Raw genomic sequence first — 7348 nt, 5'->3', positions numbered from 1 at the left:
AACAGGCCCGCGAAGCCGCCGCGCCCGCGCGAGCCCGTCACCAGCAGCGCCGCCCCCCGCGACGCGTCCAGCAGGACGTCGGCCGGCGACCCGAACTCGACCCGCCCCTCGACCGCCAGGCCCGGATGGCGCTCCAGGGCCGTCTTCGCCGCGGCCTCCACCACGTGCGCCGCCGCCGCGCGGACGTCGTCACCCGGCTCGATCGGCTCGAAGCCGGGCACCCTCTCGGCCACCCGGAGCGCGTATACGACGCAGAGCAGCGCTCCCATCCGGGCGGCCTCCGCGGCGGCCCGGGCGACCGAACGCTCACCGTGCTCCGAGCCGTCCGTACCGACGACGACCAGGGGTGTCGCGACCGCTTCCGTGTTGTTCATGCCTGCTCTCCGCTGTGCTCCGTGGATGGTCCGTCCTCCGGGCGATACCCCGTTGGTGACCGAAGGCGCGCGAACGGGAACCGAGTGAGCAACCTCACCGGTGCCCGGACAACGCCGACCGGCTCGGCGACGATGCCGCCGAGCCGGTGGGGGGTGACCGTCACGCCGAGAACCGGCGGAACCGGCGGAACCGGCGGAACCGATCGGCAACGGTCGAGAACTTCGCGACGCGTGTGCTCGCGTTCAGAAGTTCAGACTGCTCAGCAGGTTCGCGACGCTGTTGCCGCTGCTGTGGATGCTCGGCGCGATCGAGGTACTCGCGAGGTAGAACCCGAGCAGCGAGCACACGATCGCGTGTGGGATGCGCATGCCGCCCTTGCGGATGAAGACGAACACGATGACGCCAAGGAGGACGACGGTGGAGATCGACAATGCCATGGGGTGGGCTCCTCGTGAGGTCGCGCTCGGGGGCGCGCGGGGGACGGGGTGTTCGCGCCGAATCGGGGACAGCGCGTGGAGTTGTCGGTTCGGGCGGCGCGCCGAGGCGAACCTCGGGTGTGGGTTGCGAGCCCTCGGGCCCGAGGGCCCCGGGTCCGCGCCTTCCGATCCCGGCGTGTGCCGGTGCGTGAGTCGGTGCCTGCGTGTCGGTTTGTGTGCCGGTTCGTGCGTCGATTCGTGCGTCACCGTCCAAAAACTAACGGAAAGTGTCTACAAAGTAGCAAAAAGTCACGCTCTCGCTCGGCGAGCCACAATGGCGCTCGGCGTGTCCCGGCGTGTCGGGCGCCGACACGCCGGGCCGCTGCGCAGTTCCTGGGGCCGGGTCGTTCTCACCGCGCCCGGCAGTCGTCGACGGCCCGCTCGAAGTGCCGAAATCGCCCCCCGATCGGCCTTCCGGACCCTCGCGGGCCGTGGAAGCCTGGGCCGCGCCCACGCTCCGCCAGTTCCACTGCCGGAAGGTCCGCCGTGTCCGAGATCGACAGCCGTGACAGCCGTGACACCCGCGACAAGCGAGACAGCGCCGACTGCGCCCCCGACCTCGACGTCTACAACCCCGACAGCTACGCCGACGGCATCCCGCACGCCACGTTCGCCGAGTTGCGCCGCCGCGCCCCCGTGTACCGCCACGACGATCCGCAGCGCCCGGACGGGTTCTGGGCCGTCACCCGGCATGCCGATGTGGTCACGGTGTCCCGCAATCCGGAGATCTTCTCGTCCAACGAGCGGTTGTCGCTCCTGGACGAACCGGCGGATGAGGTGCTCCTGACCCAGCGACTGATGATGCTCAACATGGACCCGCCCGAGCACTCCCGACTGCGCAACATCGTCAACAAGGGCTTCACCCCGCGCACGACGCTGACCCTGGGCGACAAGGTCCGCGAGGCGTGCGACCGGATCGTGGGCGCCGCCGTCGACAAGGGCGAGGGCGACTTCGTCTCGATGTGCGCGGCGGAACTGCCGCTCGTGGTCATCGCGGACCTGATGGGCGTGCCGCAGGACGACCGGCACAAGCTCTTCGAATGGTCGAACAAGCTGGTCGGCGACGCCGATCCCGATCTGTCGGTCGGTGATCCGGGCGGGGTCGAGATGGAAATGTTCGGCTATGCCGACGCGCTGGGCGCCGCGCGCCGCGCGTGTCCGGCCGACGACATCGTGTCCAAGCTGGTCTGTCCAGACCGCGACGGCCAGGAGTTGACCGCGCTCGAATTCGATCTGTTCTTCATGCTGCTGGCGGTGGCAGGCAACGAGACCACGCGCAACGCCATCTCGGGAGGCATGCTCGCGCTGATCGAGAACCCCGAGCAGTGGGAGCGCCTACGCGCCGACCCGGCCGGCCTCGCGGCCACCGCGGCCGACGAGATCGTGCGTTGGGTCAGCCCCGTCAACGCGTTCCGGCGCACCGCGATGCGGGACACCGAGCTGAGCGGGCAGCCGATCGCCGCGGGGGACAAGGTGGTCGTCTACTACGCGTCGGCCAACCACGACGAGGACGTCTTCGTCGATCCGTACCGACTCGACATCGGCCGCGACCCCAACCCGATGCTGGGCTTCGGCGGTGGTGGCCCGCACTTCTGTCTCGGCCGCCACCTGGCCAAGCTCGAACTGGAGGTCATGTTCCGCACCCTCGCGGAACGCGTCGAGCGGGTCGAACTCCTGGGCCCCGCACGTCGGATGCGCTCGAACTTCCTCAACGGCATCAAGGACATGCCGGTGCGGATCGTGCCTGCCTGACCCGCCGACGGGGCCCGGGGTCAGCCGCCGTACGCGGCTTGGCGCCGCCGCTCGTACGACCGGCGCCACCCCGCCCGCCACAGCAGGGCCGTGCCCGGTGGGATCCAGCGCAGGACGCGGGCCCGTTCGGCGTCGGTGGCGTGGTGCAGGTGGAACGCGACGAACGCGGGCAGATCACGGCCCCACACGCGAACGGTACGGCCGGGCATCCGGCCGGCCGGGGTCGCCCGCACGTGGCGGCGCATGAGTGGGAAGAGCTGGTGTTCCTCGGCCAGGCTGTGCCGGGCCACGAGGTGGTACAACCGGGCGATCTCGGGCGAGCGGTCGCGCAGCGGCACCTGGGTGTCCGCGGTCCGGCGCATCGCGTCTTCCAGGGTCGAGTGGTCGACCTGGAACGCGGTCACCGTACGGGCCGCGCGCGGCGATCCCGCCTGCACGGGGGGATACAGGACGGTGTGTTCCTCGCGGTGGTGCGCCGCGAGGAAGCGCAGCACGAGTGCCAAATGCTCCTCGACCGCTCGCACGCGCAGGATGTCGACGGGGTCGAGGTGGCGGGTCGCCTCGGTGAGGCGGGCCAGTTCCTCGCGCAATCCGCGGTGCGCGACGTAGCCGGGAGTGAGGTCGAGATGGGGGGTGACGGGCTGATCAACGGTCGTCGACACGATGGGCCGCCTCGTGAGGCAGGGAAAAGGGGAGCCTCACCGTAGACGCACTTCGCGGGAACGGAACCGGAATGGAAGGAGTTTTTCGGCCATTCCCGAACGCGACGGTTTCCGGTCCGATACCGGCCGAGCCGATACCGAACCGGAACGCCGGTTGTCGTTTTTCTTGCGTGCCGCGCAGACCGCGACGACGGCCGGATCCACTACCTGCGCTCGACCCCGGCCGTAGCGGTAACCGTAGCCGTGGCCCTGACCGTGGCCGTGAAGCCGAGTAGCGGGCTACTTCTTGAGGTTCGGGATCGTCCAGTCGACGGGCTTGTGGCCCATGCCCTCAAGCGCGGCGTCTATCTGCGAGAACGGCTTGCTGCCGTGGAAGAGCTTCGCGGACAGCGGCGACGGGTGCGCGCCCTGCACGATGACGTGCTTGGTCGTGTCGATGAGCGACGCCTTCTTCTTCGCGTGCCCGCCCCACAGCACGAACACGACCGGCGCGTCGCGGTCGCTCACGGCCTTGATCACCGCGTCGGTGAACTTCTCCCAGCCGCGGCCCTTGTGCGACGCGGCCTCGTGCGCGCGCACCGTGAGCACGGTGTTGAGCAACAGCACACCCTGGTGGGCCCACGGCATGAGGTAGCCGTTGTCGGGGATCGGCAGACCGATGTCGGCGTGCATCTCCTTGTAGATGTTGCGCAGCGACGGCGGGATCCTCACCTCGGGCCGCACCGAGAAGCACATGCCGTGCGCCTGGTTGTCGTCGTGGTAGGGGTCCTGGCCCACCACGAAGACCCGCACATCCTCATACGGCGTCGCCTCCAAAGCCGCGAACACCTCTTCCTCGGGCGGGAAGATCTGGTGTTCCTTGCGTTCCGCGTCCACGTACGCGGTCAGCTCGGCGTAGTACGGCTTCGCCAACTCGTCCGCGAGAACGGGCTGCCAGGACTCGGGCAACGTCTGCACAGCACAACCTCCACACAAGGGCGTGGGAACGCCCATGGATCCATGTGGAATCCAACGTAGTGGCTCGGCCGGACACCGCGTCCCGCATCGTGATCGTCGATGCGGGACGCGCGGGCGCGGGCGGGCCGCACGGCCGTGTCTCGGGTGTGAGCGCGGGTGTGGCCCGGGGTCTACGCCTCGACCTTCTCGTCCGGCTTCGGGTCGGGCTTGTAGCAGAACTTCATCAGCAGCGCGGCGTTGGCGATGCCGACGCCGGCCGCGAACACCGCCGGGCGCAGGCCCGACTTGCGCCGACCGATCAGGTTGTCCACCGAGTACTTGCCGTTGCCCAGCGCCGCGAGCGCGACCGCCGCGCCGCCGACGATCGCGGTGTACTCCCAGCCGCCCTTGAAGACGAAGAAACCCTTGCCCTTGTGGTCGGTCTGCGCCGCGACGCTCATCAGGCCGACCGTCGCCGCTGCCGGCAGCGGATTGGCGATGCCGAGCACCATGCCGACACCGGCAGCCATCTCGGTACCGGCCGCGAGGCGCGCGTGCACCTCGGCGGGCTTGAGGCCGAGGGCCTCGAACCAGCCGGTCGTTCCCGCGAGGCCGCCCGGTCCGGCGACCTTGTTGTAGCCGTGCGCGAAGAGCATCGGGCCGATCGTCGCGCGGAGCACGAGCGCGGCCACGTCTCGGCTTTCGGTTGCCGCCTCGACAACCGCCGCGGCTTTCTTCTTCTTGCCGAACATCGCCCACCTCATCAACTGACTACCCGTCACATTGCTGTCGGCAACCTACCGGAGCAACGCGCGAAGCACCGTGTCCCACGTCATCCCGAGGCCGACGAGATCACGCTCGGCGCCGTGGCCAGGCGCGGCACGACGACCGGGGTGTCGTCCCCGGGAGCGCGCAGGATGTCCGCGTCGACGTCGTACAGCGCCCGCACCAGGGGCGCGTCCACCACCTCGCGGGGCGGCCCGGACGCGAGCACGCGACCGTCGCGCATCGCGACCAGGACGTCGGCGTAGCGGGCCGCGGAGGCGAGGTCGTGCAGCACCATCACCACCGTGCGTCCCTGCGCCGCGACGTGGCGGACCAGGCCGAGTACCTCGACCGCGTGGCCGAGGTCGAGCGCGGACGTCGGCTCGTCGAGCAGCATCACCGGGGCCTCCTGCGCGATCACCATCGCGACCCAACACCGCTGCCGCTGACCGCCGGACAGCCGGTCCAGGCGCCGATCGGCGAGGTCGAGCACGCCGGTGGCGTCCAGCGCGTCGCGGCACACCCGCTCGTCCTCGCGCGACCACTGACGAAACAGACCCTGATGCGGATGCCGCCCGTAGCGCACCAGGCCCGAGACGGTGACCGCCTCGGGGGCGGTCGGGTTCTGCGGCAACATCCCTACCCGGTGCGCGGCCTGACGGGGCTTCAGCTTCCACACGTCCTCGCCGCCGACCGTGACGCGGCCGGATTCGGGCTTGTGCAGGCGGGCGATCGAGCGCAGGAGGGTGGACTTGCCACAGCCGTTGGGCCCCACGATCGCGACGACGCTGCCGCTCGGCACGGACAGGTCGATGCCTGCGACGGCGCGATGGCCGGGGTATCCGGCGTACAGATCTTCCACGAGCAGTTCCACGGGGCGGGGCCCTCCCGACAGACACACGAACGGTTAGGCGAGCCTAACCTAACCGGCATTCCACGGGTAGCGGGTCGTCGATCCCCCGGTCCCGGGGCAGGCCCCGTCCCTTGGTTCAGCGGGCGCCGACCTCCGCGAACCACTGCGCGGCGACCCGGCCGGTACGGTCCGCGAACAGCAGCGCGTCCGAGCCGTGCCACGCGAGCGCGGCCACGGGCGCCGAGACGTGCCGACGGGCCAACGGGGTCGCGGCCCTGCGCGCGGAGCGGTGGCGCACGTCCCAGACCACGAGCATGCCGTCCCCGCCCCCGGTGGCCATCAATCCGCCGCTGCCCGGACGCCACTTCGGCGCGCACGCGTGCGGTTGCGCCGGCAACCGGCGTGGCCGCGGCCTGACTCGGCCGCCGCGCGCGGCGAGGTCCCACACGGTGAGCCCCGTCCGGTCCTCGGCGGCCAACCACCGTCCGCTCGCGTCGATCGCCAGATCCGCCACGGGCGTGGCGCCGGTCGCGCCGAGATCCTCGTGCGTCCCGCCGGCCCCGCGCACGTGCACGCCGGGCATCTCGCCCGCGGCGCACAGCCAGGCCCCGTCGGGTGCGCCGGCGAGCACCCGAACCGGAATCGGGTACGTCCACACGTTGGTTCGCCCGCGCGGCCCGTACATGTACACCTCGCCGCCGAGCGCGACCGCGAGCCCGCCGCCCGGGCCGGACCACACCGCGTCGTCCACCACGACGGGACCGTCCACCGCCCGCCACAACTCGGTCCCCGAGTCGCCGTCGTACACCCGCACCGTGCCGCCGAAGCTCACCGCGCACCGATTGCCCGCCGACCACACGAACCGCGTGGGCAGACCCGTCGTCCGCATCAACACCGCGCCGTCGGTGACCCGCCACAGCCCGTACCCCGACGGCCCGGCCAGCGCGACGACCGTGCCGTCCGGGCAGAACCCGGCCCGGCTCACCCCGCCGGGCAACACGATCCGGGCCAGTAACCGGCCGGTCGCCACATCGAGCAGACAGACCCCGCCGGCCGTCCCCGCAACCACGCACACACCACCGGAAACCGCGACGGCGGACGGTATGTCGTCGATCCCGTGCTCCCAGCCCAGCCCCGTACGTGTCGCCCTGACAGTCATCGTGGCCCCCTTGTTCGCGGGGCGATCCTCGCGCGCTCATGTTTCCGCCAAGAAAACTGCACGACCCGGAAAACTCGGCGCGGCGACTGCGTTTCCCTGGGTTCGTCGAGTCTGCTAGTAAGGCGATCGGACCTGTTCGCCGAGGGATCGGAACTTAACCGTTGAGGACGCTCGAAGGCACGTCTCCGGCCGCAGCGAACCTGGCGGGCGCGAGCGGCAACGAACCCAAGATCTTCGTGGCCGGCCTGGTCCTCCTGGTAGCCGGCGCCCTACTCGCACTAGCCGGCCGCCACCGCTTCGCCGACACCGACGAAGACCTGGACCTGGACCTGGATTTGGACCCGGACCCGGACCTACCCACCCCCGCCCC

At 70.7% G+C, this 7348-nt stretch carries 9 protein-coding genes; 2 read left to right on the top strand and 7 right to left on the bottom strand.

Annotation, left to right across the window (positions count from 1 at the left end; all coding sequences use genetic code 11):
- Positions 1–374, bottom strand: a 374-nt coding sequence (locus GT354_RS18845; RefSeq protein WP_161357464.1) for a universal stress protein, incomplete at its 3' end; no start/stop codon positions are given.
- Positions 375–617: 243 nt separating this feature from the next.
- Complete coding sequence (locus GT354_RS18840; RefSeq protein WP_161357463.1) at positions 618–812, bottom strand: DUF2304 domain-containing protein; 195 nt, start codon at positions 810–812, stop codon at positions 618–620.
- A 525-nt stretch (positions 813–1337) separates the two neighbouring features.
- On the opposite strand from GT354_RS18840, the gene GT354_RS56545 reads away from it, so the two are divergent.
- Entirely contained in the window at positions 1338–2603 is a 1266-nt protein-coding gene (locus tag GT354_RS56545) for a cytochrome P450 (RefSeq protein WP_346012078.1), read from the top strand.
- 20 nt (positions 2604–2623) lie between these two features.
- Here GT354_RS56545 and GT354_RS18830 read toward each other — a convergent pair whose 3' ends face one another.
- The 5 genes from GT354_RS18830 to GT354_RS18810 form a co-directional block, all read right to left on the bottom strand.
- On the bottom strand, positions 2624–3265 hold the full coding sequence (locus GT354_RS18830) for a hemerythrin domain-containing protein (protein ID WP_161357462.1): 642 nt from the start codon (positions 3263–3265) through the stop codon (positions 2624–2626).
- A 279-nt stretch (positions 3266–3544) separates the two neighbouring features.
- Positions 3545–4258 carry a uracil-DNA glycosylase gene (locus GT354_RS18825; RefSeq protein ID WP_161357461.1) on the bottom strand — a complete coding sequence of 238 codons (714 nt, stop codon included), beginning with the start codon at positions 4256–4258 and terminating at the stop codon, positions 3545–3547.
- Positions 4259–4392: 134 nt separating this feature from the next.
- Positions 4393–4983, bottom strand: a complete 591-nt coding sequence (locus tag GT354_RS18820) for a DoxX family protein (protein WP_161357460.1) — start codon at positions 4981–4983, stop codon at positions 4393–4395.
- A 50-nt stretch (positions 4984–5033) separates the two neighbouring features.
- Positions 5034–5840, bottom strand: coding sequence for an ABC transporter ATP-binding protein (locus tag GT354_RS18815; protein WP_161357459.1), 807 nt, complete (start codon positions 5838–5840; stop codon positions 5034–5036).
- Between the two features lie 115 nt (positions 5841–5955).
- Entirely contained in the window at positions 5956–6978 is a 1023-nt protein-coding gene (locus GT354_RS18810) for a hypothetical protein (RefSeq protein WP_161357458.1), read from the bottom strand.
- Between the two features lie 161 nt (positions 6979–7139).
- On the opposite strand from GT354_RS18810, the gene GT354_RS18805 reads away from it, so the two are divergent.
- A partial coding sequence (locus tag GT354_RS18805) for a hypothetical protein (protein WP_202512030.1) occupies positions 7140–7348 on the top strand: 209 nt, incomplete at its 3' end.

The sequence above is a fragment of the Streptomyces sp. SID3343 genome, from assembly GCF_009865215.1.
Lineage (GTDB): Bacteria > Actinomycetota > Actinomycetes > Streptomycetales > Streptomycetaceae > Embleya.
This window is presented reverse-complemented; position numbering and strand designations above follow the sequence as displayed.

Coding starts and splice junctions, on each gene's coding strand:
- GT354_RS18840 (WP_161357463.1), bottom strand. CDS start 812: ATGGCATTGTCGATCTCCACCGTCGTCCTCCTTGGCGTCATCGTGTTC.
- GT354_RS18825 (WP_161357461.1), bottom strand. CDS start 4,258: ATGGGCGTTCCCACGCCCTTGTGTGGAGGTTGTGCTGTGCAGACGTTG.
- GT354_RS18810 (WP_161357458.1), bottom strand. CDS start 6,978: ATGACTGTCAGGGCGACACGTACGGGGCTGGGCTGGGAGCACGGGATC.